This window comes from Rhodoferax sp. GW821-FHT02C08 (assembly GCF_059421805.1).
Genome location: NZ_JBWKVR010000009.1, coordinates 1 through 22,499 on the forward strand (window position 1 = coordinate 1; position 22,499 = coordinate 22,499).

The following is a 22,499-nucleotide window of genomic DNA, read 5'->3' on the forward strand; positions in this document are numbered from 1 at the left end:
CCCTACCTCCTCAAGAATGAGGAACGCAAACATGCAAATCACGCGCCAGCTCGGGACTTATTCAGCGTTGCCTTAAAAGATACGATGCCTGGCAAGGCCCTTAGCTGCTGCTGCGCACCACCAGTTCAAAGCCCAGATCGATCGTGCTGTGCGGCACCGGTTCACCGCGCATCAGCGCCAGCAGCATCGTGGCGGCCTGTGTGCCGATCTCGGCGCGCGGTGTGCGGATGGTGGTCAGTGGCGGCAGCATCTGGTCGCTGCCGGCCAGGTCGTTAAAGCCCACCACGGCAATTCGCCCTGGCACGGCTACCTGCAAACGCAAGGCCGCCAGCAACCCACCCTGCGCCAGGTCGTCATTGCAAAAAAAGACGGCATCCACATCCGGCCGGCGGGCCAGCAGGCTCTCCAGCAATTGCCCGCCCAGGGCCATGGAGGTGGGCGACGGGTCCAAGACCTCCAAACCAGGGTCGTAACACCCCGCGTCCCGCAAAGCGGCGCGGTAGCCCTCGGCACGCTGCATTACCCGCGGGTCCAGCTGCCCGGCGACGTAGGCGATACGCCGGCGGCCGCGCTGCAACAGGTGTTCGGTGATGGTGCGGGCCGCGTCCCGCTGCGATAGCCCCACGCCGTAGACGCCCGGCGTCACCGCCGTTTCCATCAAATGCACGCAGGGCACGCCGCTGCGGGCAATCATCTGGCGGGCGGCTTCGCTGCGGTCGAAACCGGTGACCAGCAGCCCGGCCGGGCGGTGTGCCAGATAGCTTCGTAGCAAAGCCTCTTCTTCCGCGGCCTGGTAGTGGGTCACGCCCATCAGCGTCTGGTAGCCGGCAGGCGCCAAGGTGCGCTGCACCGCCTCCAGCAGCTCGACGAACAGCGCGTTCGACAACAGCGGAATCAACACCGCCACATGCGAGCTGCGGGCCGAAGCCAGGGCGCGGGCCGCAGGGTCGGGCACATAACCCAGCTGCTGGGCTGCCACCTGCACCTTCTCGACCAGCACCGGGTCCACCGCCCGGGCGCCGCGCAAGGCGCGTGACGCCGTGATGGCACTGACACCTGCGGCCAGGGCCACATCGTTGAGTGTGGCACGCCCGGTTGCCCGCCGGCGCAAAGGGGGTGAGGAAGGGGGTGAGGAGGGGCTATCCATGCGGTGTGGAGGCGATTCTACCGAGGCAACGGTATGCCAATCGACAGGTTCCGCTTACGCCATTGGCCACTTGTTCAGGTGAAAACCCTGATGGAAATACATACCGGCCGGACTTAGGATAGCGCTGTCCAAAAATCGAAACCGATTTTTTGGCGTCGTACAGGCCGCCGGCCTGGTTTTTTCACTTATTGGGATTGCGCTGTCCAACATGGTTTCACTGGTTGTTATGGGCGTTGCCGGGTGCGGTAAATCAAGTCTGGGGGATGCATTGGCCGAGGCACTGCATTGGCCCCTGGTCGAAGGTGACGACTTCCACTCCGCCGCCAACGTCGCCAAGATGCGTGCCGGCGTGCCCCTAGTGGATGCCGACCGCACTGGCTGGCTGGCGCGGCTGGGTGAGGAGCTGCAGCGCCATCCCCAGGGCGCCGTGCTGACCTGCTCGGCCCTCAAGCGCGCCTACCGGGACCAGTTGCGCAGCGCCGTGCCGGGCTTGCGCTTTGTGCACCTGGCGTTGAGCCGCGAGGAAGCCCGACTGCGCGTGGCCCAGCGGGCAGGTGGCCATTATTTCCAGGCCAACCTGGTGGACAGCCAATTCGAAGCCCTGGAAAGCCCCGAGGGCGAAGCCGGTGTGCTGGTGGTCGATGCCACCCTGGCCCTGGCGCCCCTTACCCAACACGTCATCCACTGGCTGCAGGAGACCCCATATGCAAACCCCTGAAACACCTATCCCCGTGCCCCGCGTGGTGCGTCTGGCCCATGCGGCCATGGCCTTGTGCCTGGCCGTCATGGCCACCTCGGTCTTCATCAACGTGGTGCTGCGCTATGGCTTTGGCAGCGGCGTGGCCGCCAGCGAAGAGCTGTCGCGCCTGCTGTTCGTCTGGATGGTGTTCATCGGCGCCGCTGCCGCCTACCCCATGGGCGAACACATGGCTTTCACCAGCCTGCTGCTGGCGCTGCGCGACAAGCCTGCTGCATTGGCGGCCATGGCTGCCCTGATCCGCGTGCTGGTGGTGCTGGGCTGCAGTTTCCTGGCCTGGGGCGCTTGGCAGCAGGTGGTCGTGGGCCTGGGCAGCCACTCCGTGGTGCTGGGCTACTCCAGCGCGCTACTGCCCTTGCCGGCGTTTTTGTGCTCCCTGTTGATCGCTGCAATGGCGTTGTGGGAGCTGGTACGTAACAAAGCCCTGGACCTCGGTCACGGCGCGGAAGTGGAGTAAGTCATATGTCCGCAGAAGGTCAAGCATTCGTGGTTTTTTCGCTGGGCATGCTGGTGCTGATGGGCATTGGCATGAACATGGCGCTGGCATTGGTACTCACCGGGGCCGGCATGGCCTGGGTACTGGATTTCTGGGACACCCAGCTGCTGGCGCAGAACCTGGTGGCCGGGGTGGACAGCTTTCCGCTGCTGGCCGTGCCCTTCTTCATCCTGGCCGGTGAACTGATGAACTCGGGCGGCATCAGCCGGCGCATCATCGCCATGGCCCAGGCCTGGGTCGGCCACATCCGGGGCGGCCTGGGTTATGTGGCCATCGGCGCTGCCGTGCTGATGGCCAGCATGAGCGGCTCGGCCCTGGCCGACACCGCGGCGCTGGCCACCATCCTGCTGCCCATGATGCGCCAGCACGGCTACCCGCTGCCTGTATCGGCCGGCTTGCTGGCCTCGGGCGGCATCATCGCGCCCATCATTCCGCCGTCCATGCCGTTTGTGATTTATGGCGTGACCACCAACACGTCGATCTCGGCGCTGTTCGTCTCGGGCATCGTGCCCGGCCTGTTCATGGGTGCGGGCTTGATCGTGGCCTGGAAGTTCGTGCTACGCAAGACCGAGCTGCCGGTGGGCCAGCCCCTGCCCATGAAGGAACGCCTGCAGGCCACGCTGAAAGCCTTCTGGGCGATGCTGATGCCCATCATCATCATCGGCGGCATGAAGAGCGGCCTGTTCACCCCCACCGAGGCCGCCGTGGTGGCAGCGTTCTACGCGCTGGTCGTAGCCCTGTTCGTGCACCGTGAAATGAAGCTGCCCGAGCTGTACACGGTGCTGGTACGCGCCGCCAAGACCACCGCCGTGGTGATGTTCCTGTGCGCCGGCGCTGCCGTGGCCAGCTACATGATCACCCTGGCCGACCTGCCCAGCACGCTGTCGAACTGGCTCGGCCCGCTGGTGGAAAGCCCGCGCGTCCTGATGGCGGTGATGATGGTCGTGCTGGTGTTGATAGGCACCGCGCTGGACCTGACGCCCACCATCCTGATCTTCGCCCCGGTGATGCTGCCCATCGCCGTCAAGGCCGGCATCGACCCGGTGTACTTCGGCCTGATGTTCGTGCTGAACGGCGCCATCGGCCTGATCACCCCGCCAGTGGGCACCGTATTGAACGTGATTGCCGGTGTGGGCCGCCTGCCCATGCACACCGTCATCAAGGGCGTAAACCCCTTCCTCATCACCTACACGCTGATCCTGATTTTGTTCGTGATCTTCCCGCAGCTTGTCATCGCCCCCGTGGCGTGGATGCGCTAAACCGCCCACTCTCTCGCACCCTACAACTTACAACCAAGGACAAACACCATGCACACCTTCCTTCGCCGCACCGCCCTGGCCACCGTGGCCGCACTCGCCCTGGGCGCTGCCAGCGCCGCCTTCGCGCAAGACATCAAGCCGCGCATCATCCGCTTTGGCTACGGCCTGAACGAGCAAAGTAACCAGGGCCGCGCCGCCAAAGTGCTGGTCAGTGCGATCGAAAAAGCCTCTGGCGGCAAGATGAAGATGCGGGCCATCGGCGCTGCCGCCCTCGGCCCCGACACCCAGATGCAGCAAGCCCTGGTGGGCGGTGCGCAGGAGATGATGGTCGGCTCCACCGCCACCCTGGTCGGCATCACCAAGGAAATGGCACTGTGGGACACGCCCTTTCTGTTCAACAACGTGCAGGAAGCCGACGCCATCCTGGACGGCCCCATCGGCCAGAAAGTAATGGCCAAGCTGCAGGAAAAAGGCCTGGTCGGCCTGGTGTACTGGGAGAACGGATTCCGCAACCTGACCAATAACAAACGCCCCGTCACCAAGCTGGAAGACATGGACGGCATCAAGCTGCGCGTGATGCAGAACGAAGTCTTCCTGAGCAGCTTCAAGACCCTGGGCGCCAACGCCATCCCCCTGCCCTTCAGCGAACTCTTCAGCGCGCTGGAAACCAATACCGTGGACGGCCAGGAAAACCCTTTCAACACCATCGTCTCCAGCAAGTTCTACGAGGTGCAAAAGTACCTGAGCGTGACCAACCACGTCTACAGCCCCTGGATCGTGCTGGCCAGCAAGAAGTGGTGGGACGGCTTAAGCAAGGACGAGCAAAAAGTGCTGCTCGACGCCGCCATCCAAAGCCGCGACTTCGAACGCAAGGACACCCGCGACGAAGCCGCCAAAGCCCTGGCCGATCTGAAAACCAAGGGCATGCAGATCAACCAACTGGCCCCCACCGAAGCCGCCCGCATGCGCGACAAGCTCACCAAGGTCAACGCCCTGGTCGCCGCCAATGTGGGTATGGACCTGTGGCAGGAAACCCAGGCCGCACTGGCCAAGCAGCGCGGTAAGTAAACGCCAAGCAAAACGCCACCAGCTACTATATTGATAGCTGGCGGCGCAGGTGAAATAAGCGCCTGAGGCCTAAAAAGCTTAGATCAGCTCCCGGCCACCTTCATCTTGTTCACCAGGATCGAGCCCACGGTTTTCGCGCCGTAGTTGTAGGTGTCTGCGCCAATCGCCTGGATGCCCTTGAACATGTCCTTCAGGTTGCCGGCGATGGTGATCTCTTCCACGGGGAAGGCGATCTCGCCGTTTTCCACCCAGAAGCCGCTGGCACCACGCGAGTAGTCGCCGGTCACGTAGTTCACGCCCTGGCCCATCAGCTCAATCACGAACAGGCCGGTGCCCAACTTTTTCAGCATCGCGTCCAGGTCGTCGCCCGCGCGGGTGCGGCGGGAGGTGAGCGTCAGATTGTGCGAGCCGCCGGCGTTGCCGGTGGTCTTCATGCCCAGCTTGCGCGCCGAGTAGCTGCTGAGGAAGTAACCTTCGACCACACCCGCGTCCACCACCTTGCGCGCCTTGACGCGCACGCCCTCTTCGTCGAACGGCGAGCTGCCCTTGCCGCGCTTCACGAACGGGTCTTCCATCAGATCGATGTGCTTGGGGAAGATCTGCTTGCCCATGGAGTCCAGCAGAAATGTGCTCTTGCGGTACAGCGCACCGCCGCTGACGGCCTGCACAAAGCCACCCAGCAGGCCGGCGGCCAGCGGCGACTCGAACAACACCGGGCACTCCACGGTGGGGATCTTGCGTGCCTTCAAACGGCTCAGCGCACGTTGGGCGGCGTAGCGGCCCACGTCCTGCGGCGAAGCCAGCTCGGCCGCGTCGCGCATGGAGCTGTACCAGGAGTCGCGCTGCATGCCGCTACCCTTGCCAGCAATCGGCGCTACCGACAAAGAATGCCGCGAGCTGGCGTAGCCGCCCCGGAAACCATTGGTGTGTGCGCTGAAGAAATGCGACTGCTGGGCCGACACGCCCGCGCCTTCGCTGTTGGTGATGTGCTTGCTGGTCTGCAGGGCCGCGGCCTCGCATTCCATGGCGATCTGGGCCGCGTCTTCGCTGGTGATGGCCCAAGGGTGGAACAGGTCCAAGTCCACCTGGCGCTTGGCAATGTCCTTGGAACTGGGCAGGCCGGCGGCCGGGTCTTCGGCAGTGAAGCGGGCAATATCGTAGGCCGCTTGCACGGTCTGCTGGATGGCTGCCTTGGAGAAATCGGAGGTGCTGGCGTTGCCACGGCGTTTGCCGATGTAAACCGTGATGCCCAGCGACTTGTCGCGGTTGCGCTCCACGGTTTCCAGCGCGCCCTTGCGCACCGATACGCTCAGGCCGCAGCCCTCGGAGGCCTCGGCACCGGCGTCAGTCGCACCGAGTTTTTTGGCGTGCGCCAAGGCGCTGTCTACCAGTTCTTCAAAGAAAGGCCGGCTGTAGGCAAAGCCACTGTCGGGGCGGGAAACTGTGGAATCTGGGTTTTTCATGTTGGCGGCTATGATACTTGCCACGCCGGCACCTAGGCCGCGCCCCATCGGATACCCGCGCACAGCGCCACCCCACCCAGAAATACCATGTCACGCAAACCCACCAAAGGCTATTACGTCCAAGGCACCTTCGTCGCCGAAGGCAGCGAACTGGACATCCAGCTCAAAGCCGAACTCAAGGGCACCGACTCCGCCAGCCGCACCGACATGAAACGCGAAAGCGACGAATTGCAAAAGCTGGGTGAAGACCTGCTGACCCTGCGCACCGACTTGTTCACCAAGCTGCAACTGGGCGAAAAGCTGCACGACGCGGTGGTCGAAGCCAAGCGCATCACCAACTTCGAAGGCAAGCGCCGGCAAATGCAGTACATCGGCAAGCTCATGCGCAAGCAAGAGCCCGAGATGCTGGATGCGATCCGCGCGGCGCTCAAGGTGCAGCACTCCGGTTCGGCCCAGGAAAACCTGGCCCTGCACAAGGCCGAAACCTGGCGCAACCGCCTGATCGCCGAAGACGGCGCCTTTGGCGAATGGATCAGCGAATTCCCCGCCACCGACTCGCAGCAACTGCGCGCCCTGGTCCGCCAGGCCCGCAAAGACGCCACGCCCGAAAAACCCGGCGCCCTGCCCCGCCACGGCCGCGCCTACCGCGACATCTTCCAGCTGGTGCGTGAACAGCTGCTGGACATCGACGGCCCGCTGAACGACGGTGCCATCGATGCAAGCCACCAGGCTGACGAGGAATAAGGCCGTGTTCGACCCCGTCAAGATCGGCATCGTCTCGGTCAGCGACCGCGCCAGCACCGGCGTCTACGAAGACAAAGGCCTGCCCGCGCTGCAAGACTGGCTGAGCCGCGCGCTGCAGAACCCCATCGAATTCGTGCCGCGCCTGATCCCCGACGAACAAGCCGTCATCAGCGCCACCCTGGTCGAGCTGGTCGACGCCGGCTGCAGCCTGGTGTTGACCACCGGTGGCACCGGCCCTGCCCTGCGCGACGTCACGCCCGAGGCCACGCTGGCCATTGCCCACAAGGAAATGCCCGGCTTTGGCGAACAGATGCGCCAGATCAGCCTGAAGTTCGTGCCCACCGCCATCCTGTCGCGCCAGACCGCCGTGGTCCGCGACAAAAGCCTGGTCATCAACCTGCCCGGCCAGCCCAAGGCGATAGCCGAGACGCTGGAAGGCCTGCCCGCCCTGGGCACGCCCGGCATCTTTGCCGCCGTGCCCTACTGCATCGACCTGATCGGCGGCCCTTATCTGGAAACGGTAGATACGGTATGCAAGGCCTTCCGGCCCAAATCAGCCATCCGCCCACCGTCAGCCCCATAAGCACGACGGCGGCAGGGCTACACGCCCCGGCTGAAAATAGCTTTCAGCCCACCTCATTTCTGCAAGGAGACACCATGCAAGTCCTGAAACTCGCCGCCTTCTCCGACGGCCCCAGCGGCGGAAACCCCGCTGGCGTCGTCATCGCCGACGTACTACCCAGCGACGCGGAAATGCAGCGCACCGCTGCAGCCGTCGGTTTTTCTGAAACCGCTTTCGCCGCGCCCATGGGCAGCGCCTGGCGGGTGCGCTATTTCTCACCCGAGACCGAGGTAGCGTTCTGCGGACACGCCACCATCGCGCTAGGTGCGGTCCTGGCGCAGCAGCACGGCAACGGCGTCTACCCGCTGACGCTGAACCACGCCCAGATCACCGTGGAAGGCCGCAGCGCCGGCACACTGTTCACTGCAGCGCTGCAGTCGCCGCCCACACGCAGCCAGTCCGCGCCCGCCGAACTGGTGGCCGAGGCTCTGGCCCTGCTGGGCTACACCGCCCACGACCTGGACCCGCGCATCCCGCCGGCCCTGATACACGGCGGTGCCGACCACCTGGTGCTGGCCCTGAAGACCCGCAGCGCCCTGGCCACCATGCACTACGACCTGGCCACAGGCCGCAGCCTGATGCTGCGCGCCGGCCTGGTGACCATCCTGCTGGCGTTTGCCGAGTCAGCGCAGCGCTTCCACACTCGCAACGCCTTCGCATCTGGCGGTGTGCTGGAAGACCCCGCCACCGGCGCCGCTACCGCCGCCCTGGCCGGCTACCTGCGCGACCTGGACTGGCCGCACGGCGGTGCCATCGACGTGGTGCAGGGCGAAGACATGGGCATGCGCGCCCTGCTGCGCGCCGAGTTCAGCAGCCAGCCAGGCAGCTCGGTACGCGTATCTGGCACAGCCCGGTTGATGGCCTGATTGCTATCGAAATAGGAGCTTCTGGCGCAGGTGGAATCTGCGCTAGCGGCCTAAAAGGCTTGAACTTCACGCGAGCAACAACGCCCCCCAGATCATCTGTCCAGCCGAACCATGCACCAACCCCACATCCTGCTGCTGGAAGACGATCCGGCGATCGCCAAAACCGTGGTCTATGCGTTCGAGCGCGCGGGGCTGCGGGTCACGCACTGCCTGCTGGTGACGGATGCGCTGCGCCAGCTGACGATTGCGCCGCCCGATGTATTGGTGCTCGACATCGGACTGCCCGACGGCTCCGGCCTGGACGTGTGCCGCCAAGTGCGCGCCAGCGCTACACAGCGCCATCTGCCGGTGCTGGTGCTCAGCGCGCAGGGCGAAGAGATCGACCGCGTGGTCGGTCTGGAGCTGGGCGCCGACGACTACGTGACCAAGCCCTTCAGCCCGCGCGAACTGGTGGCGCGGGTGCGCGGCCTACTGCGCCGAGTCTCCGCCCAGGCCAGCTCCACGCCGCCAGCCCCCACCGGCTTCACGCTGGACCTGGACGGCCAGCGCGCCACCTGGCAGGGCCAGGCCTTGCCGCTGACCCGGCGCGAGCTGGGCCTGCTGGCCGAGCTGCTGCGCCAGCCCGGGCGCATCCGCAGCCGCGACGCCCTGCTGAGCGCGGTATGGGGCAACGACTCGGAAAGCAGCGACCGCACGGTGGACACGCACATCAAAACCCTGCGCGCCAAGCTGCAGCAGATCACGCCCACCCTCGACCCCATCGCCACGCACCGCGGCCTGGGTTATTCCATCGCGCCGCAAACCTGAGATGCATCTGGGCATCCGCATCCTGTTCGGCTTCTTCCTGATCACCGGGCTGGCCGGCCTGTTCGTGCTGCGCATCTTTGTGGCCGAGGTCAAGCCCAGCGTGCGCGAGGTGATGGAAGACATGATGGTCGACACCGCCAACATCCTAGCCGAGCTGGCCGTCGACGATCTGCGCGCCGGCAACATGGCGCAGGGCCGGTTCGCCACCCAGGTGGGCGCCTACGCGCGCCGGCCTATAGACGCGCGCATCTGGGGTCTGGACAAGCAGTCGCTGGACTTCCGCGTCTACGTGACCGACGCCAAGGGCAAGGTGATGTTCGACTCCACTCATACAGCCGAGGGCCAGGACTATTCGCAATGGCGCGACGTGGCCCGCACGCTGCGTGGCGAGTACGGCGCCCGGGCCACGCGCCAGGTCTACGAGGACGACCGCAGCTCGGTGCTGTACGTGGCCGCGCCCGTCAACTACGGCGGCCAGGTCATCGGCGTGCTGACGGTGGCCAAGCCGGTGGCCACGGTGCAGGCCTTCATCGACCGGGCCGAGCGCAAGATTCTGGTCAGCGGCTTCTGGCTGCTGGCCCTGTCGGCAGCGGTGGGGGTGGCGGTGACGCTGTGGGTGGTCTACAGCATCCGCCAGCTGCGCCGCTACGCCAATGCCATGGAGGCCGGCAAGAAGCTGCCGCTGCCGCGCATTCCCGGCGAGCTGGGCGAGCTGGCGCGGGCCATGCAGGCGATGCGCCAGCGGGTCGAGGGCCGCGACTACATCGAAGGCTATGTGCGCGCCCTGACCCACGAGCTGAAGAGCCCGCTGGCCGCCATCCGCGGCGCTGGCGAGCTGCTGCAAGAGCCATTGCCCGAGCCCGACCGGCAGGAATTCGCCGCCGACGTGCTGGCCCAGACCCGGCGGCTGCAGAGCCTGGTGGACCGCCTGCTGGAGCTCAGCAAGCTGGAGCAGCGCCAGGAACTGCAGCAGCCCCAGCGCCTGCGTTTGACCGAATATTTGGCATCATTTATGGCCCTGGCGCAGGTAGACCGTGCGCATATAGCTATCGACTTGATAGCAAGCGACAGCCCGGCCACGGCCCACATCGAAGCCGACTTGCTGGCCCTGGCCCTGGGCAATCTGCTGGACAACGCCGCTGCCTTTGCCCCGCCGGGCAGCCGCATCCGCCTGGGCGTCGAAGGCCAGGCCATCGTGGTGCAGGACAGCGGCCCCGGCGTGCCCGACTATGCGCTGCCCAAGCTGGGGCAGAAGTTCTTTTCCACCGTGCGGCCCGACGGCATCACCAAAGGCTCGGGCCTGGGCCTGGCCATCGTGCAGCAGATCATGGCGCTGCATGGCGGGCATATGCAGGTACGCAACACCCAGCCGGGGCTGCGGGTGGAGCTGCACTTTCCGCCTTGAACACGTCCTTAAAACGCCAGACTTCACTTTCGCTTCACAGACTTCATACCGCCCTCACCCTGGCTGGTCACGCTCGTGGCTTGTTCAACAAGGAGGGAAGATGAAATCCATTATTTTTGGAAAACTCGGCGGACTGATGCTGGTGGCGGTGCTGCTGCTGATCGGCTTGGGGCAGATCACCGGTCTGGTCCGCGAACGGCAGGCCCTGCACCAGAACGCGGTCAGCAGCGTCGCGCAAAGCCTGGCCGGCAGCCAGACTTTGCTGGGGCCGCTGGTGCAGGTCAGCTGCACCGAGGAATGGACCACCCTAAGCGACAAAGGCCCGCTGACCCAGCGCCGTGAGTTCGTCCGAGTTGCCGCGCCCAGCACATTGAACCTGGGAGGCACCAGCCAGGTCGAGGCGCGGGCGCGCGGCCTGCATGCCACGCAGGTCTTCACCTTCAAGTCGCGGATTACCGCGCATTGGACGGATCTAAAAGCCCTGGAGGGCGGGCGCCAGCATGCGGACTCCAAGCTGCAATGCGGACCACCGCTGTTGATGCTGGCCGTATCCGACGCCCGCGGCATCCGCCAGGCCGATGTACAGGTCAACGGCGCAGCCCAGGCGGTGCGCGCCGGCACCCAGCATGCGGCCTACCCGCGCGGAGTGCAGGCCAGTCTGCCTGCGGGCACAAACCCAGCCGCACCGCTCACGGCCGATATCGAGCTTGAGTTGCTCGGTACTGAAAGCCTGAACATCGTGCCGCTGGGCAGCGCGACCCAGATCAGCCTCACGTCCAACTGGCCGCATCCAAGTTTTTACGGGCAGTTTCTGCCATCAGAGCGTAAGGTGAGCGACAAGGGCTTTGAAGCCAGCTGGCGCGTCTCCGCGCTGGCCAGCTCTGCCCAGCAGGCGGTGCTGAACGGAGGCCGGCTGTGCAACGGCAACACCGATAGCCAGGCCTACAACGCAGCACGCGCCGCATCGGCGGAAACCACGGCCGCCAACACCGCCTGCGTGGAGACCCTGGGCGTCAGCTTTATCGATCCGATCAACACCTATTCGCTGTCCGACCGGGCCACCAAATACGGCCTGCTGTTCATCGCACTGACCTTTGTGGCGGTCGGTCTTTTCGAATTCATGCGCGGGCTGCGGGTGCACCCGGTGCAGTACTTTCTGGTGGGCGCGGCCATCAGCATCTTCTTCCTGCTGCTGGTGAGTCTGTCCGAGCACCTGCCGTTTGACGCTGCCTATGCCATCGGCGCCAGCGCCTGCGTGCTACTGCTCAGCTACTACGCCAGCCACATGCTGCACAGCTGGAAGCGTGGCCTGCCCTTTGGCGCGGGCATCGCCGCCTTGTACGGCCTGCTCTACATGCTGCTGCAACTGGAGCAGACGGCGCTGGTGGTGGGTGCGCTGGCCCTGTTCAGCGTGCTGGCCGCGGTGATGATGCTGACGCGCAAGGTGGACTGGTATGGTCGGCTGCAGAGCCCACCCATCGCCACCTCCACCGCCCAGCCTGAAGCAGCATGAACACATTCACCTTCCGCCCCCACTGGCTGCTCGCCGCCCTGGCGCTACTGGCCGTCGAAGTGGCCATCGCCCGCTACGCGCCGCCAGGCGTACTGCGCGGCTTTGGCGGCGATGTGCTGGTGGTGGTGCTGGTGTACGCCCTGCTGCGGACCTGCGTGGCGCAGCCGCCCGCGCGGCTGGCACTGTGGGCGCTGTTGTTCGCATGTGCGATTGAAGGCCTGCAAGGCCTGGGCATGGTCGACCGGCTGGGCCTGCACGACCAGACAGCGATGCACCACGTTCTGCGCATCGCGCTGGGCACTACCTTCGACCTTCGGGACCTGGTGGCCTACGGATGCGGCTGGCTGATGTGCCGCGCGCTGGATCTGCCCAGGCTTACTTGCCGACCAGCTCGTTGAGCTTGGCTGCCTCGAAGCACTCGCTACGCGCGGCGTCGCTGGGTACGCAGTCGGGGGTTTGCTGGCGGGCCGACAGTGTTTCGATGGCCTGCCACAGCAGCGCGATCTGGTGCTCTTGCGACGAGGCGCTGTCGATCAGGCCGCGCATGGCCTGGCTCAGCGGGTCGTCGTCGGGCGTGACGCCGTAGGCCGAGAAGCGCGGGTTCGACATCGCGGCATCACCGGCCTGGCCGCCCTTGGGCAGGATGATGCGGGCCGGGATACCCACGGCCGTGGCACCGGCCGGCACCGGTTTGATGACCACGGCGTTGGAGCCGATCTTGGCGCCGTCGCCCACGGTGAAGCCGCCCAGCACCTTGGCGCCCGCGCTGACCACCACGTCGCGGCCCAGGGTCGGATGGCGCTTGGCACCCTTGTACAGCGAGGTGCCGCCCAGGGTCACGCCCTGGTAGATGGTGCAGCCGTCGCCAATTTCCGCGGTCTCGCCGACCACCACACCCATGGCGTGGTCGAAAAACACCCGTTCACCCAGCTTGGCGCCGGGGTGGATCTCGATGCCTGTCAGCCAACGCGTGCAATGCGAAATGAAGCGGCCCAACCACTTGAAGCCATGGTTCCAGCACCAGTGGGCCGGGCGGTGCAGCACCACTGCGTGCAAGCCGGGGTAACACGTGATCACCTCCCAGGTGCTGCGGGCAGCGGGGTCACGGTCGAGAATGCAGCGGATGTCGGAGCGGATGCGGGAAAACATCGGAATAGTCTAGTCGTTTGCTGGGGATTGCGCTTTATCCGCCATCTGCGAGATGGCTTTGGCAATGCCGCGCAGGATGTGGATTTCTTCCTGCAGCGGCTGGGCACGGTTGAACAACTGGTTCAGCCGCGGCATCAGCTTCTTGGGCGCGGCCGGGTCCAGAAAACCCAGCTCGGTCAGCGCTTGCTCCCAGTGCGCCAGCATGCCGGCCACCTGGCGCGCATCGGCCCGCACCGGCGGCGGCGTGCTGCTTTCCACCGCAAAACCGCCCAGGGCCATGCGCCATTCGTAGGCGATCAGCTGCACGGCGGCGGCCAGGTTCAGCGAGCCGAATTTCGGGTTGGTGGGAATGCTCAAAGCGACATGGCTGCGGTACACGTCTTCGTTTGCCATGCCGAAGCGTTCACAACCAAACAGGAAGGCCACCCCTTCCGGCAGGCTTGAAGGCAAATCGGCCTCTAGCGCATATTCTACCTGCGCAGGCAGCTCCTGTTTCAATAGCATTTCAAAATGCTGGCGCGGTGCGCGGGTGGGCGGGCCGAAGTCGCGCGGCGTCATGGCGGTGGCGCACAGGTGGTCCATGCCGTCCAGCGCCTCGTCCAGGGTGGCGACGATGCGGGCCTTGTCCAGCACGTCCAGCGCGCCGCTGGCGCGCTGAATGGTCTCTTGGCGGCGCAGCACATTCGGCCAGCGCGGATCGACCAGCACCAGGTCGTCAAAGCCCATGACTTTCATCGCACGGGCGGTAGCACCCACATTGCCAGCATGGCTGGGTTGGATCAGAATAAAACGGCTTTGCATGGCGGAATCGGCAAAAACTTATGAAGAGGTAAAATCCCCCGATTGTCGCTGCCCGCATCGCCTGGCCGCTCTTCTTTTGCTCTTACCTACAATTTATGGCGCTCCCCAACCTACACCCGATGCTTAACGTGGCCGTCAAGGCCGCCCGTGCCGCAGGCAACCTCATCAACCGCGCGGCACTCGATGTCGAAGCGGTGCGTATCTCGCAGAAGCAGATCAATGACTTTGTCACCGAAGTCGATCAAGCCGCCGAGGCCGTGATCATCGAGACGCTGCTGGCGGCCTATCCTGGCCACGGCATCCTGGCAGAGGAATCGGGTTCGGAACACGGCGCCAAAGATTCTGAGTACGTGTGGATCATCGATCCACTCGACGGCACCACCAATTTCATCCACGGCTTTCCGTTCTACTGCGTCAGCATCGCGCTGGCCGTGCAGGGCAAGATCGAACAAGCCGTGGTGTACGACCCCACCCGCAACGACCTGTTCACCGCCACCAAGGGCCGCGGCGCGTACATGAACGAGCGCCGCATCCGCGTGTCCAAGCGCGTGCGCTTGAACGAATGCCTGATCTCCACCGGCTTCCCGTTCCGCCCGGGCGACAACTTCAAGAACTACCTGGGCATGATGTCCGACCTGATGCCCAAGCTGGCCGGCATGCGCCGCCCGGGCGCGGCCGCACTCGACATGGCCTATGTGGCCGCCGGCTTTACCGATGGCTTCTTTGAAACCGGCCTGAACCCATGGGACATGGCGGCCGGCTCGCTGCTGATCACCGAAGCCGGTGGCCTGGTGGGCAACTTCACCGGCGAAGCCGACTTCCTGGACCAGAAGGAATGTATGGCCGGCAACCCGCGCGTGTACGGCCAGCTGGTGTCCATCCTGGGCAAGTACAGCAAGTTCGCCAGCGCTGGCGAAAAAGCCACGCTGCGCCAGGCTGCAGCAAGCGAAACCGCTGAAGCCGCGCCCATGGAAGACGCGGCCGAAGACAGCAAGAGCGAAGACGCGCCGTTTTAAGGCAAGGCGAGGTGTCCGGGCGCGAGCTTGAACACCTCCACCGCCTGGGCCAGCAGCTGGGCCTGATCGCGCAGGCTCTCGGCCGCCGCCGCGGATTGTTCGACCAGGGCCGCGTTTTGCTGCGTCATCTGGTCCAGCTCGCCCACCGAGTGGTTCACCTGGGCAATACCGTCTGATTGCTCGCCCGCAGCGGCGGTAATCTCGCCGATGATGGCGCTGACGCGCTGCACCGAACCCACAATCTCATTCATGGTGTCACCGGCATTGCGCACCAACCGGGAGCCGTTTACCACGGTCTGCACCGAGGCTCCAATCAGCAGCTTGATTTCCTTCGCCGCATCGGCACTGCGCCCGGCCAGGCTACGCACCTCGCTGGCGACCACCGCAAAGCCCCGTCCTTGCTCTCCGGCCCGGGCAGCCTCCACGGCAGCATTCAAGGCCAGAATATTCGTCTGGAACGCAATGCCGTCGATCACGCCGATGATGTCGGATATCTTCTTCGAGCTGCGGTTGATCTCGTCCATGGTGGACACCACATCACCCACCGCCGCACCGCCTCGGGCCGCCACCTCGGCAGCGGTTGCCGCCAGCAGATTGGCCTGGCGCGCGGCATCGGCCGAGCTTTTCACCGCGCTGGTCAGCTGCTCCATGTTCGTGGCTGCAGTCTGTAGATTGGTGGCGGCGCGCTCAGTGCGCACACTCAAATCCTGGCTGCCGCTGGCAATCTCGGAGCTGGCCGTACCTATGCTGTCCACCGAGCCGCGCACTTTCAGCAAGGTCTGGCTATAGCGTTGCCGCATAGCGTCCACCTGGTTTACCAGGTCGCCGATTTCATCGTTGCGCTGGGAAAGCAGGGCCTGGGTCAGATCACCCTGCGTCACCTGGTTGATGGCGGTAGTCAGTTCTCCCAACGGTTGGCTGACCATGCGGCGCACCAGCAAGAACAGCCCGGCGGCCAGCAGCAACGCGGTCACGCCCAGCATGCCCCAGACCATGCGCATATTCGCCCAGTACGGCGCCATCGACTCGCGCTCCGACACTTCGGCGACGATCCAACCATTGCCCTCCTTGGTCTTGCGCATCACGGCCCAGCGGTCCTCGTCGGGCTCGCCCAGGAACGGAAAGGCATTGCGCACATAGCCGTCTGGCGCGGCGGCCAGAGCGTCCAGGAACTTGCCGGCGTTCGGGTAGGCATCCAGCACCTTCTTGCCCTTGGCCTCGGGGTGCACCAGGAATCGGGCGTCCGATACCGCGCCGCTGGCGTCGATGTAGTACACACCGCCGGTTTCAAAAAAATGCGTGTCGGCAATCTGCTTGCCCATCACGAACTGCTGAAAGGACACGTCGGTCCCTGAAAACAGCACTCCCACGATCGCACCCGAAGCATCTTTCATGGCCTCGTAATGCGTCATATACGGCTTGCCGTACAGGTTGGCGACGCCGGAATAGCCCTCGCCCGCCATGACCAGCTTGTAGGCTGGCGACTGCTTGTTCAGCACCGTGCCGATATCACGTGCGCCATCCCCCTTGCGCAGCGACGAGGTGATGGAGACAAAGTCATCACCCTGCTTGGCATACACCGACACCACGCCACCGGTGTCGCGCGCGTACTTGTCCACCACCTGGAAGTCGTCGTTGATGGCATTGCCGCCACTCATGAGTTCGCCGGACGCGGGGTCGAGCACCACAGTCCGGTCGAAGTTGCGCCGCAAGGCGCCGAACGCATTCACCACCAAGCCCCGGTTGACCTGGTCGGACGCGTCGGTAGAGGCCACGATGCCCTGTACCCGCTCGGCCACCGATGAGACCATCAGCGCATGCGTGCTGCGGTGCTCCAGCACGCCTATCGCCACACTGGCCCCAAGCAAGACCAGCACCAGTCCGGCAAACGACAAAAGCGCCAACTGGCGCGCGACTGTCTTTTTGGGAAGCTTGAATTTGAACATTGTCTCCGCCTCTTTTTTTATCGACCCGCCTGGGCAGGACGTTTGTCGTTAGCCCCTCAGGGCTGGCTTCCCGCACCGCAGACAGGCCGGTGCGGTAAGACGGGTAGCAGGCGCTACACCGATTCGGCTTGCCCGCTACGCAGCGAGCGGGTAATGGCCAGGCCAATACGGGTCGCTTCCAGCGCGTCGGCCAAGGTCAGCGTCAAAGGCTTTTCACCACGGCAAGCCGCGACGAAGGCTGCCATTTCGGCCGCGAACGCGGCTTCGAAACGCTCGTAGAAATCCTTCACCACCGCATGGCGCACGCCATGGCCGTCGCTACGCACCACGCGGTCGCGCGCGGCGTGCTCGCCCACGGTCAGCTTGCCGGCCGTGCCGATCACTTCGGTGCTGGTCTCGTGTCCATGGGCCATGGTGCGCGATGCGTACAGCACGGCACGGGCGCCGCCTTCGAACTCGACCACCGCCAGGCCGTTGTCCACATCGCCAAATTCGGCCAGCGCCGGGTGCAGCGCATTCGTGCCGGTAGCGAATGCGCGCAGCGCCTTGGGGCGGCCCAGCATCCAGCGCGCCAGATCGATGTCGTGCACGCTGCAGTCCATGAAGATGCCGCCGGAGGTGGGGGCAAAGCGCACGAAGAAGCCTTCGGGGTCATTCTGGTCGCAGGTTTGCGAACGCACCAGGAAAGGCTGGCCAATCTCGCCCGATGCCACCGCCGCCTGGGCGCTGACATAGCTGGGGTCAAAGCGGCGCACAAAGCCCACCATGGCCACCTGGTCGGGGCGGCGCTCGGCCACGGCCAGCACGCGTTCGCAGTCTTCCACGTTCAACGCCAGCGGCTTTTCCACGAACACATGCTTGCCCGCCTCCAGTGCCGCAATGGTCTGGTTTGCGTGCAATGAAGTGGGTGTCACCAGCACCACCGCATCGATCTCGGAGTCGGCCAGCATGGCGTCGAAATCTTCATACAGACGCGCGATGCCCAGCTGCTCGCCCGCATAGGCGCGCTCGCTGGCCACCGGGCTGCAGGCAGCCACCAGGGTGCAATGACGGGTGCTGAAAGCCAGGGCTTCGGCATGGCGTTGGCCGAGACGGCCCAGACCGGCAATACCGATCCGCAAATTAGGTTTGGTAGCCATGGCTTAGAACGTAACGGGCAGGCCGGACTTGTAGCTTTCGGTGGCAGCGTCGGCCAGCTTTTGTGCTGCGACGCCATCGGCCACCGTGGTCTTGAAGGCCGCGCCGGACTGCAGACACTCGAAGAAGTGTGCAATTTCCAGGCGGTAGGCGGCGGCATAGCGCTGCAGGAAGAAGGCCTCGGGCTTGTCAGCGCGGATGCCGTTTGCATCCCACTGCACCACCTCTGTGGGCGTGTGGTTGCCGCATTGCAGCAGGCCGGTGGAGCCCAGCACTTCAAAGCGCTGGTCGTAGCCATAGGCGGCGCGGCGGCTGGTGTTGATCTGGCACAGGCGGCCGGACTTGGTGCGGATGCTGACAGCGGTGCTGTCCACGTCGCCGGTGGCGGCAATGGCGGGGTCGGTCAGCACCGAACCGGTAGCGCTCAGCCACACGGCTTCGTCGCCGTCGGCGCACAGAATCCAGCGGAACACGTCCAGGTCATGGATCAGCATGTCGCGGAAGATGCCGCCAGAAGCCTTGATGTATTCGGCCGGAGGCGCACCTGGATCGCGGCTGGTGATGATCAGCATCTCGGGCTTGCCGATTTCGCCGGCCAGCAGACGGCGGCTGGCATCGTTAAAGGTAGGGTCAAAGCGGCGTTGGAAGCCGATCATGCAGGCCACACCAGCGGCCTTGACCGCATCGGCGCAGGCCTGGGCGCGGGGCACGGACAGGTCCACAGGTTTTTCGCAGAAGATGTGCTTGCCTGCGGCGGCGCCGCGCATGATCAGGTCGCTGTGCGTATCGGTGGACGAACAGATGGCGATGGCATCCACGCTCTTGTCGGCCAACACGGCTTCGATGGACGACACCTCGGCGCCGTACTTCTGCGCCAGATCACTGGCGGCCGCAGGCACGGGATCGCACACGTACTTCAGCTTGACGCCGGGCAACGCAGCCAGGTTGGAGGAGTGGATACGGCCAATGCGGCCGGCACCGAAAACAGCAACGTTCTTCATAAATAGTCCAGATAAATAGTCGAGATAAGGGGCGGCAAATCGACGAGAAAACCCGCAAACCGGGTGACGACAGGCCGAACTATACGGGGAATTTTCACTTTCGAAAATATTTTTCTAAAAAATTTAAAAGTCGAATTTTGTTTCAAGGTAAACCCTAGTAAATGATCAAAAATGATCAAAAAACCGGATGCCAGGGCGACCCAGTTTCTCTAGAGTGGCGGCTTGATTCGCGACACCAACCAACCCCATACGGAGACCTGCCCCATGTCCAAGACCATCCCCTTCTCGATCAACCGCATCAGCGCTCCACGCATTCCCTTCACCGCTTTCGCCGCCTTGGCCAAGCGCCTGGGCGTGGGCGCCATCGAGATCCGCAATGACCTGCCCGACGCCGAAATGGTCGACGGCGCAGCCGCCAAAGACATAGGCGCCGCCGCCCAGGCGCAGGGCCTGGTGATCCGCTCCATCAACGCGCTGCAGCGCTTCGAACAGTTCGACGCCAAGCGCCTGCACGAAGCCACGGACATGATTACCTACGCCGTGGCCTGCGGCGCCGAAGCCCTGGTGCTCTGCCCCACCAACGACCTGCGCGACAAGCGCTCGGCAGACCAGCGCCACCTGGACCTGGTCCACGCCCTGAAGCAGCTCAAACCCCTGCTCGACGCCGCTGGCCTGATCGGCCTGGTCGAGCCGCTGGGCTTTGAAGAATGCGCGGTGCGCCGCAAATCGCAGGCCGTGCGCGCCATCCGCGAAATCGGTGGAGAGGACACCTTCAAGCTGGTGCACGACACCTTCCACCACCACCTGGCCGGCGAAGGCCTGTTCTTCCCCGAGCTGACAGGTTTGGTGCATATCTCCGGCGTGGAAGACACTGCCCTCACGCCTGCGCAAATGCGCGACAGCCACCGTGTACTGGTCGGTGCCGCCGACCGCCTGGGCAATGCCACCCAGCTCAACACCCTGCTAGATGCCGGCTACCAGGGCTATGTGTCGTTCGAACCCTTTGCCGAAGAAATCGCCGCCGCCAAAGACATCGAGCAGCAATTGGCCAGCAGCATGGCCTACCTGACCCAGGCCGTGGCCGCCGAAAAGCAAAAGGCCGCCGTAGCAGCTTGATCATCTACAGTGGGGGCATGGCCGACACCGTAACTCCGCGCAAGAAATCCAGCGCCCGCTTCATCGACATCGCGGCGCAGGCCCAGGTCAGCATCGCCACCGTCAACCGGGTGCTGAACGACCGAGGCAGCGTGTCGTTGGCCACGCGCGAAAAGGTGGTGCGCGCGGCCCAGCAACTGGCCGTGCCGCGGCTGATGCCCGAGGTGCACCGCGGCCTGACCCGCATCGACGTGGTGCTGGCGCGCAGCCAGACGCCGTTCTTCCAGCGCATGGAGCTGGCGCTGACCCGCTTCGTGCAACTGCTGGACCGGCGCATCGTGGTGCACCGCCACAGCTTCGCGCCCGGTGACGACGAGCGCACGGCAGACTTCATCCGCCGCCCGCCTCACCCGCGCCACGGCCTGCTGCTGGCCGTGCACGACACGCCGGTGCTGCGCGCCGCGGTGCAGCAGGTGAGCCAAAAGGGTGTGCCGGTGGTCACCCTGATGAGCGACATCAGCGACCCCAGCGGCAGCCACAACGCCCTGCGCCTGCACTATGCGGGCATAGACAATCTGCACGCCGGCCGCACCGCCGGGCACTTCATGGGCCGGCTCGCCGCCACAAAAGAAGGCACCTGCGGGCGCCTGCTGGTGCTGACCAACGACCTGCACTTCCGCGCCCACCGCGACCGCACGGCCGGCTTTCTGGATGCGCTGCAAGAGAAATTCCCCGCCCTCAGCTGCCTGCCCGTCACCCCCTGTTTTGATGACACCGACCAGGTGTTCCAGGCGGTGGACTCGGCATTGAAGCAAGACGATCTGGCCGGCATTTACCATAGCGGCGCCGGCTCGGCCGGCATCTACCAGGCGCTGCAGCGCCACGGCTGCGCGGGCCAGGTGGTGTGGATTGGGCATGAGCTGTCGGACGAGCACCGCCGCTGGCTTAAGCTCGGCGTGATGGACCTGGTGATCGACCAGGACCCCGACGGCCAGGTGATGTCGGGCATGCAACACCTGCTGTTTGAAAACAAATGGCTGGACCAGAAACCGCCCGTTGGCCCCAACGAGTTCCGCCTGTTCTGCGCCGAGAACCTGCCCAGCCAGCCCTACCTGCCCAGCAGCGGTTTGCTACCAAATAAATAGCTGCCCGCGCAGGTAGTACCTGCGCTAGAGGCGGTTTTTCTTTAAGCCACCTGGCCGTTGGGTGTGGTTGCCTGGTAGGGAAGCTCCAGCGTGTAGGCCAGGGCAATGAACAGGCTTTGCGCCAGGCCCATGGTGCTGTTGAGCGAGCGGAAGCCGAAGGTGGAGTTGTCCTGCACCACCAGCGAGGCCTGCGCCAGTTTGGCCAGCGGACTCATGCGACTGTCGGTAATGGCGATCAGGCGCGCACCGCGCTCCACCGCCATTTTGGCCACGCCTATGGTTTCTTCGGCATAGGGAGAAAACGAGATCGCCAGCATCACATCGCCCTTGCGCACCGAGCGCATCTGGCCCAGGTGCATGCTGCCCAGGCCCGACACCAGGCCTACCCGCTTGTCGGTGTGTTGCAACGCATAGTCGAGATACACCGCCACCGGAAACGAGCGGCGCGACGCGGCGATCCAGATGCAGTCGCTCTCCACCAGCAGGTCCACCGCCTTTTTGAAAGTGGGGCCGTGCAGGCTGGCCTGCAGCTCCTGCATGCCGGCGATGCTGCCGGCTAAAAATTCATTGGCAATCTCGATGCTGGACAGGCTGCCCGCGCCCGATTCGATGGCGTCGCGGATGCGCGTCTTGTAGTTGCGTGCTGGCGCCAACTGACGCGACAAGCCTTCACGGAAGATGGCCTGCATTTCCGAAAAGCCCGAGAAGCCAAAGTGCTTGGCAAAGCGCACCACCGCCGAGGGCTGCACGCTGCACTGCTGCGCCACCTGCTGGATGCCGTCCAGCCCGATGTGGTGGCGGTTCTGTTCGACGTGGCGCGCGATCACCTTGAGCTGCTTGCTCAGGGCGTCGTACTCGCCGGTGATGCGCTTGATCAGCTGGTCAACGCTGAGCTTGGGAACGGTGTCAACGGCCATGGTGGTGTGCGCTTGTGAAAGAGTCCATCTTACCCAAAGAATTAATTTTCATAAAAAATTAGAAATAGAAAATTTTTACCTTTTTCACACGCATACTTCCTATAATTCAGCCTGAGAACGTGTCTGCGATTTATTTGGGGCCGCG

General features: G+C 64.5%; 22 protein-coding genes. 14 read left to right on the forward strand and 8 right to left on the reverse strand.

Annotated features, from left to right (window positions below):
• Positions 1 to 100 precede the first annotated feature (100 nt).
• Positions 101 to 1,147: an HTH-type transcriptional regulator GntR gene (gene gntR, locus AC07VY_RS12715; protein ID WP_495098071.1), complete on the reverse strand. Its 1,047-nt coding sequence runs from the start codon at positions 1,145 to 1,147 to the stop codon at positions 101 to 103.
• Between the two features lie 208 nt (positions 1,148 to 1,355).
• Between gntR and AC07VY_RS12720 the strand changes: the two genes are divergently transcribed.
• From AC07VY_RS12720 to AC07VY_RS12735, 4 genes are read left to right on the forward strand one after another with little or no spacing between them, the layout of a single operon-like run.
• Positions 1,356 to 1,865 carry a gluconokinase gene (locus tag AC07VY_RS12720; protein ID WP_495111298.1) on the forward strand — a complete coding sequence of 170 codons (510 nt, stop codon included), beginning with the start codon at positions 1,356 to 1,358 and terminating at the stop codon, positions 1,863 to 1,865.
• Positions 1,852 to 2,361 (forward strand): TRAP transporter small permease subunit, encoded by a 510-nt coding sequence (locus tag AC07VY_RS12725; protein WP_495098069.1) that lies wholly within the window; start codon positions 1,852 to 1,854, stop codon positions 2,359 to 2,361. Before AC07VY_RS12720 ends, AC07VY_RS12725 begins: the two co-directional genes overlap by 14 nt.
• A gap of 5 nt (positions 2,362 to 2,366) precedes the next feature.
• Positions 2,367 to 3,659: a TRAP transporter large permease gene (locus AC07VY_RS12730; protein WP_495098068.1), complete on the forward strand. Its 1,293-nt coding sequence runs from the start codon at positions 2,367 to 2,369 to the stop codon at positions 3,657 to 3,659.
• Between the two features lie 48 nt (positions 3,660 to 3,707).
• Positions 3,708 to 4,727 (forward strand): TRAP transporter substrate-binding protein, encoded by a 1,020-nt coding sequence (locus AC07VY_RS12735; protein WP_495098067.1) that lies wholly within the window; start codon positions 3,708 to 3,710, stop codon positions 4,725 to 4,727.
• A gap of 83 nt (positions 4,728 to 4,810) precedes the next feature.
• On the opposite strand, the gene pmbA is transcribed toward AC07VY_RS12735, so the two are convergent.
• Positions 4,811 to 6,190 (reverse strand): metalloprotease PmbA, encoded by a 1,380-nt coding sequence (gene pmbA / locus AC07VY_RS12740; protein ID WP_495098066.1) that lies wholly within the window; start codon positions 6,188 to 6,190, stop codon positions 4,811 to 4,813.
• A gap of 87 nt (positions 6,191 to 6,277) precedes the next feature.
• Here pmbA and yjgA point away from each other — a divergent pair, with 87 nt between their 5' ends.
• The 7 genes from yjgA (at position 6,278) to AC07VY_RS12775 (ending at position 12,545) form a co-directional block, all read left to right on the forward strand.
• Positions 6,278 to 6,934 carry a ribosome biogenesis factor YjgA gene (gene yjgA, locus AC07VY_RS12745; protein WP_495098065.1) on the forward strand — a complete coding sequence of 219 codons (657 nt, stop codon included), beginning with the start codon at positions 6,278 to 6,280 and terminating at the stop codon, positions 6,932 to 6,934.
• A complete protein-coding gene (gene mog / locus AC07VY_RS12750; RefSeq protein ID WP_495098064.1) occupies positions 6,906 to 7,517 on the forward strand; it encodes a molybdopterin adenylyltransferase in 612 nt (203 codons plus the stop codon). The genes yjgA and mog overlap by 29 nt, the downstream gene beginning before the upstream one ends.
• Positions 7,518 to 7,591: 74 nt before the next feature.
• Positions 7,592 to 8,422, forward strand: a complete 831-nt coding sequence (locus AC07VY_RS12755) for a PhzF family phenazine biosynthesis protein (RefSeq protein WP_495098063.1) — start codon at positions 7,592 to 7,594, stop codon at positions 8,420 to 8,422.
• Positions 8,423 to 8,533: 111 nt separating this feature from the next.
• Positions 8,534 to 9,229, forward strand: coding sequence for a two-component system response regulator CreB (creB, locus tag AC07VY_RS12760; RefSeq protein WP_495098062.1), 696 nt, complete (start codon positions 8,534 to 8,536; stop codon positions 9,227 to 9,229).
• A gap of 1 nt (position 9,230) precedes the next feature.
• Entirely contained in the window at positions 9,231 to 10,634 is a 1,404-nt protein-coding gene (gene creC / locus AC07VY_RS12765; protein ID WP_495098061.1) for a two-component system sensor histidine kinase CreC, read from the forward strand.
• Positions 10,635 to 10,734: 100 nt separating this feature from the next.
• Positions 10,735 to 12,147, forward strand: coding sequence for a cell envelope integrity protein CreD (gene creD / locus AC07VY_RS12770; protein WP_495098060.1), 1,413 nt, complete (start codon positions 10,735 to 10,737; stop codon positions 12,145 to 12,147).
• On the forward strand, positions 12,144 to 12,545 hold the full coding sequence (locus tag AC07VY_RS12775) for a ribosomal maturation YjgA family protein (protein ID WP_495098059.1): 402 nt from the start codon (positions 12,144 to 12,146) through the stop codon (positions 12,543 to 12,545). Before creD ends, AC07VY_RS12775 begins: the two co-directional genes overlap by 4 nt.
• Here AC07VY_RS12775 and cysE read toward each other — a convergent pair.
• Together cysE and AC07VY_RS12785 are read right to left on the reverse strand one after the other, a co-directional pair.
• Complete coding sequence (gene cysE, locus AC07VY_RS12780; RefSeq protein ID WP_495098058.1) at positions 12,523 to 13,296, reverse strand: serine O-acetyltransferase; 774 nt, start codon at positions 13,294 to 13,296, stop codon at positions 12,523 to 12,525. The genes AC07VY_RS12775 and cysE overlap by 23 nt on opposite strands.
• A 9-nt stretch (positions 13,297 to 13,305) precedes the next feature.
• Positions 13,306 to 14,097, reverse strand: a complete 792-nt coding sequence (locus AC07VY_RS12785; RefSeq protein WP_495098057.1) for an RNA methyltransferase — start codon at positions 14,095 to 14,097, stop codon at positions 13,306 to 13,308.
• Positions 14,098 to 14,192: 95 nt separating this feature from the next.
• Here AC07VY_RS12785 and AC07VY_RS12790 point away from each other — a divergent pair, with 95 nt between their 5' ends.
• Positions 14,193 to 15,113 carry an inositol monophosphatase family protein gene (locus AC07VY_RS12790; protein WP_495077193.1) on the forward strand — a complete coding sequence of 307 codons (921 nt, stop codon included), beginning with the start codon at positions 14,193 to 14,195 and terminating at the stop codon, positions 15,111 to 15,113.
• On the opposite strand, the gene AC07VY_RS12795 is transcribed toward AC07VY_RS12790, so the two are convergent.
• From AC07VY_RS12795 to iolG, 3 genes are all read right to left on the reverse strand, one after another.
• Positions 15,110 to 17,059: a methyl-accepting chemotaxis protein gene (locus AC07VY_RS12795; protein ID WP_495098056.1), complete on the reverse strand. Its 1,950-nt coding sequence runs from the start codon at positions 17,057 to 17,059 to the stop codon at positions 15,110 to 15,112. The two genes, AC07VY_RS12790 and AC07VY_RS12795, sit on opposite strands and share 4 nt — an antisense overlap.
• Positions 17,060 to 17,172: 113 nt before the next feature.
• Positions 17,173 to 18,198 carry a Gfo/Idh/MocA family oxidoreductase gene (locus tag AC07VY_RS12800; protein ID WP_495098055.1) on the reverse strand — a complete coding sequence of 342 codons (1,026 nt, stop codon included), beginning with the start codon at positions 18,196 to 18,198 and terminating at the stop codon, positions 17,173 to 17,175.
• A gap of 3 nt (positions 18,199 to 18,201) precedes the next feature.
• Entirely contained in the window at positions 18,202 to 19,197 is a 996-nt protein-coding gene (iolG, locus tag AC07VY_RS12805; protein WP_495098054.1) for an inositol 2-dehydrogenase, read from the reverse strand.
• Positions 19,198 to 19,461: 264 nt separating this feature from the next.
• Between iolG and AC07VY_RS12810 the strand changes: the two genes are divergently transcribed.
• On the forward strand, positions 19,462 to 20,313 hold the full coding sequence (locus AC07VY_RS12810) for a TIM barrel protein (RefSeq protein WP_495098053.1): 852 nt from the start codon (positions 19,462 to 19,464) through the stop codon (positions 20,311 to 20,313).
• A gap of 17 nt (positions 20,314 to 20,330) precedes the next feature.
• Positions 20,331 to 21,437, forward strand: coding sequence for a LacI family DNA-binding transcriptional regulator (locus AC07VY_RS12815; protein WP_495098052.1), 1,107 nt, complete (start codon positions 20,331 to 20,333; stop codon positions 21,435 to 21,437).
• 41 nt (positions 21,438 to 21,478) lie between these two features.
• On the opposite strand, the gene AC07VY_RS12820 is transcribed toward AC07VY_RS12815, so the two are convergent.
• Positions 21,479 to 22,354: a MurR/RpiR family transcriptional regulator gene (locus AC07VY_RS12820; protein WP_495077187.1), complete on the reverse strand. Its 876-nt coding sequence runs from the start codon at positions 22,352 to 22,354 to the stop codon at positions 21,479 to 21,481.
• Positions 22,355 to 22,499 lie beyond the last annotated feature (145 nt).

Bases quoted from the DNA above. Each gene is read 5' to 3' on its own strand.
- creB (WP_495098062.1), top strand. From the start codon at position 8,534: ATGCACCAACCCCACATCCTGCTGCTGGAAGACGATCCGGCGATCGCC.
- AC07VY_RS12730 (WP_495098068.1), top strand. From the start codon at position 2,367: ATGTCCGCAGAAGGTCAAGCATTCGTGGTTTTTTCGCTGGGCATGCTG.
- AC07VY_RS12815 (WP_495098052.1), top strand. From the start codon at position 20,331: ATGGCCGACACCGTAACTCCGCGCAAGAAATCCAGCGCCCGCTTCATC.
- gntR (WP_495098071.1), bottom strand. From the start codon at position 1,147: ATGGATAGCCCCTCCTCACCCCCTTCCTCACCCCCTTTGCGCCGGCGG.
- AC07VY_RS12795 (WP_495098056.1), bottom strand. From the start codon at position 17,059: ATGTTCAAATTCAAGCTTCCCAAAAAGACAGTCGCGCGCCAGTTGGCG.
- creD (WP_495098060.1), top strand. From the start codon at position 10,735: ATGAAATCCATTATTTTTGGAAAACTCGGCGGACTGATGCTGGTGGCG.
- AC07VY_RS12725 (WP_495098069.1), top strand. From the start codon at position 1,852: ATGCAAACCCCTGAAACACCTATCCCCGTGCCCCGCGTGGTGCGTCTG.
- AC07VY_RS12720 (WP_495111298.1), top strand. From the start codon at position 1,356: ATGGTTTCACTGGTTGTTATGGGCGTTGCCGGGTGCGGTAAATCAAGT.
- AC07VY_RS12775 (WP_495098059.1), top strand. From the start codon at position 12,144: ATGAACACATTCACCTTCCGCCCCCACTGGCTGCTCGCCGCCCTGGCG.
- AC07VY_RS12755 (WP_495098063.1), top strand. From the start codon at position 7,592: ATGCAAGTCCTGAAACTCGCCGCCTTCTCCGACGGCCCCAGCGGCGGA.
- creC (WP_495098061.1), top strand. From the start codon at position 9,231: ATGCATCTGGGCATCCGCATCCTGTTCGGCTTCTTCCTGATCACCGGG.
- AC07VY_RS12800 (WP_495098055.1), bottom strand. From the start codon at position 18,198: ATGGCTACCAAACCTAATTTGCGGATCGGTATTGCCGGTCTGGGCCGT.
- AC07VY_RS12735 (WP_495098067.1), top strand. From the start codon at position 3,708: ATGCACACCTTCCTTCGCCGCACCGCCCTGGCCACCGTGGCCGCACTC.
- AC07VY_RS12785 (WP_495098057.1), bottom strand. From the start codon at position 14,097: ATGCAAAGCCGTTTTATTCTGATCCAACCCAGCCATGCTGGCAATGTG.
- cysE (WP_495098058.1), bottom strand. From the start codon at position 13,296: ATGTTTTCCCGCATCCGCTCCGACATCCGCTGCATTCTCGACCGTGAC.
- iolG (WP_495098054.1), bottom strand. From the start codon at position 19,197: ATGAAGAACGTTGCTGTTTTCGGTGCCGGCCGCATTGGCCGTATCCAC.
- yjgA (WP_495098065.1), top strand. From the start codon at position 6,278: ATGTCACGCAAACCCACCAAAGGCTATTACGTCCAAGGCACCTTCGTC.
- AC07VY_RS12820 (WP_495077187.1), bottom strand. From the start codon at position 22,354: ATGGCCGTTGACACCGTTCCCAAGCTCAGCGTTGACCAGCTGATCAAG.
- AC07VY_RS12790 (WP_495077193.1), top strand. From the start codon at position 14,193: ATGGCGCTCCCCAACCTACACCCGATGCTTAACGTGGCCGTCAAGGCC.
- pmbA (WP_495098066.1), bottom strand. From the start codon at position 6,190: ATGAAAAACCCAGATTCCACAGTTTCCCGCCCCGACAGTGGCTTTGCC.
- mog (WP_495098064.1), top strand. From the start codon at position 6,906: ATGCAAGCCACCAGGCTGACGAGGAATAAGGCCGTGTTCGACCCCGTC.
- AC07VY_RS12810 (WP_495098053.1), top strand. From the start codon at position 19,462: ATGTCCAAGACCATCCCCTTCTCGATCAACCGCATCAGCGCTCCACGC.